The sequence below is a fragment of the Acidisphaera sp. S103 genome, from assembly GCF_009765975.1.
Taxonomy (GTDB): domain Bacteria; phylum Pseudomonadota; class Alphaproteobacteria; order Acetobacterales; family Acetobacteraceae; genus Rhodopila.
In genome coordinates this window covers 383,600-386,430 of record NZ_LMUJ01000064.1, presented here as the reverse complement: position 1 = coordinate 386,430, position 2,831 = coordinate 383,600, and the positions used below count along the sequence as shown (strand labels likewise).

The 2,831-nt window shown below is 63.3% G+C and carries 2 protein-coding genes and 1 pseudogene; 2 read left to right on the top strand and 1 reads right to left on the bottom strand.

Translation table 11 applies throughout. The features are described from left to right. A partial coding sequence (locus GSQ89_RS39350; protein ID WP_254073328.1) for an LLM class flavin-dependent oxidoreductase occupies positions 1 to 601 on the top strand: 601 nt, incomplete at its 5' end. Further along, positions 582 to 1,991, top strand: a pseudogene (locus GSQ89_RS23740) (LLM class flavin-dependent oxidoreductase). The gene GSQ89_RS39350 and the pseudogene GSQ89_RS23740, both read left to right, overlap by 20 nt. Positions 1,992 to 2,204: 213 nt before the next feature. Here the strand turns inward: GSQ89_RS23740 and GSQ89_RS23735 are convergent. Next, on the bottom strand, positions 2,205 to 2,831 hold a 627-nt coding region (locus GSQ89_RS23735), incomplete at its 5' end, for an L-lactate permease (RefSeq protein ID WP_216856348.1).

Sequence of the window (2,831 nt, the reverse complement as noted above, 5' to 3'; positions counted from 1 at the left end):
CGGATTCTATGCCGATGTGAAAGGGCGGATGGCGAAATACGGACGCTCGCCGGACGATCTGAAGATCATGCCCGGCGTGTTTCCGGTGGTGGGGCGAACCCAAACAGAAGCACAGGAAAAATTCGAAGCGCTGCAATCGCTGATCGATCCGGTTGTTGGCCTGGGCCTGCTGGCGAACCATTCCGGCGGGTTCGATTTTTCGCGATTCCCGCTGGACGGCCCAGTGCCGGACCTGCCGGAAACCGATGGCGGCAAAAGCCGGCGCGTTCTGCTGATAGACCTCGCGAAGCGGGAGAATCTGACCATCCGACAATTGTATCTGCGCATCGCCGGTGCTCGCGGACATTGGCAGTTGGTCGGCACGCCGCAGCAGATCGCCGACCAACTGGAAGAACGTTTCGTCAATTACGGTGCCGATGGGTTCAACATCATGCCGCCGACGCTGCCGGGCGGTCTGGTGGATTTTGTCGAACTGGTCGTGCCCGTGCTGCGGCGGCGCGGACTGTTCCGGCACGAATACGAAGGGACCACGTTGCGCGAACATCTCGGCCTGAAACGTCCGGCCGGCCGCTTCGCCACTCATGCCGAGGCGGCCGAATAGCATGCCCAAGGAAATCCGCCTGAACGCGTTCCACATGAACGCACCCAGCCACACCTGGGCGGGGCTCTGGGCGCACCCGAACGATGCCTCAATCCGGCATGACACGCCGGAATACTGGACCCATCTGGCGAAGACGGCGGAACGCGGGTTGCTTGATGCCATTTTCCTGGCCGACGTGATCGGGGTCTACGACGTCTATGGCAACAGCCCCGACACCGCCATCCGTACGGCGGCGCAGGCGCCCACGCTCGATCCGTTCCCGGCGGTGCCGCTGATGGCGGCCGTGACCGAAAACATCGGTTTCGGCGTCACCGCCACGCTGACTTATGAGAGGCCCTACTTGCTCGCCCGTCGCTTCTCCACGCTGGACCACCTGACCCGGGGTCGGATGGCGTGGAACATCGTCACCGGGATCCTGGACAGTGGCGCCAGGGGTGCGGGCCAGGGTGGGTTGACGGACCATGACCAGCGTTACGCCGTGGCCGAGGAGTTCCTGAAAGTTGTCTACGCCCTGTGGGAGGGAAGCTGGGCCGACGACGCACTGGTGCGCGATCGCCAGACGCGGACGTATACGCGGCCCGACCGGGTGCGGCGGATATCGCATCATGGCGCACATTACGATCTGGATGCGATCCATCTGGTGCATCCGTCCCGGTAGCGGACACCATTCCTGTTCCAGGCCGGTGCTTCGGCCGCCGGGCGTGGGTTCGCCGGCGGTCATGCCGAGGCGGTATTCATCAATGGCCATACCAAGGCGTTGGCAGCGGAAACAGTGCGGGATATACGCCGCCATGCCGTGGAAAAGGGGCGGCGGGCGGACGACGTCAAAATCTTCCTCGGCACGACAATTATCGTTGCGTCGACGGACGCCGAAGCCCGGGACAGACACGCCGAATACCAACGTTGGGTAGACGATCGGGGGTCTCTGGCGCTGCTATCCGGTTGGTCTGGCATCGACCTGTCTCGTTACGATCCGGACGAACCGATCCAGCATGTCGAGGGCAATGCCATGCTGTCGCTGATCGAATCGATCACCACCCGCAGTCCCGATCGTCGTTGGACCGTGCGCGATCTCGTAAGTTTTGGCCAGGTTGGCGGCCGCGGGGCTTTCATCGTCGGTTCCCCCGCGACCGTCGCGGATGAACTCCAGGCCTGGGTAGAGGAAGCCGATATCGACGGGTTCAATTTGACCCGCGTCGTGGTGCCGGAAAGCCTGGAGGCCGTGGTCGATCTGCTGGTGCCCGAACTGCAATCGCGTGGTGCGTTCAAGACGCAGTACGCACCGGGTCCGTTGCGGCAGAAGATCTTTGGCCATCCAAGGCTTCCCGCCCGCCATCCCGCGGCTCGTTGCCGCTTCGGCGACGCGGCGGAAGCTCGGGTGGCGGAGTAGTACCTGCTGTCCCAGTCCCTGCCGTACCCCGTATCATAACGGTGGCCTGCCGGAACGGGCGGTTTGGCTGGAGCGTGATGACCGCGGGCGGAATCGCCGGAGTTTCCCGCACCGAAGTGGTCGCGCAAACCAGGTGTTCTCCAAATAAGGTTTCTCGCGGGTTCAGGTTTCCCGCAACGAAGACCTCTGGATGGGGTCGATAATCGCGCTGAATCAAACAGTCAGAAGCGCTGCCGCCGCCACGAGAATGGCCAGTGGTACCGCGCCCAGCGGCCATGCACGTCCGTAAGCCGGACGTTCAATGTCCGGCCTGCCGACAAGGGCGCAACCCATCGCAAGCCGAACCGGACTGAGCATGGTCGCCGCTGCCGCGGCCACGTTCTGAAAAGCGGCAAGCCACGGCAAACTTAACTGGGTCGCCTGGGCGAGAGCGGCCTGGGCGGGCATCAGCAGCCCATTTGTTGCGCTGCTGCTGCTGGTCAGGAACCCGAACAGGCTTGCGAGCAGCGGTGTCGCCAACACGGCGGTAAGACCCAGCGACGATCGCAAGCCATGGGCGATGCCATCCGCGATACCGGATGTGACCATAACCTGTGCCATGGCAAGAAACACCACGATGGTGAGTACGGCCGTTTTTCCGCGGCGCCAGGCGCTGGTGAAAGCGCCGCCGATGGAGTTTCCAGTCATGAGGGCCGTGATGAATCCGACGGCCAGCAACCAGGAACTTGGGTGCAGTAAAGGGAGCCATATAGGCCCATCGGCGAAGGGGCGGACGACGATTGCGTGGCTGAGAAGCCGATTGATCGGCGGGATAGCCCTCGTCGCCGCGAGACCCGTGAT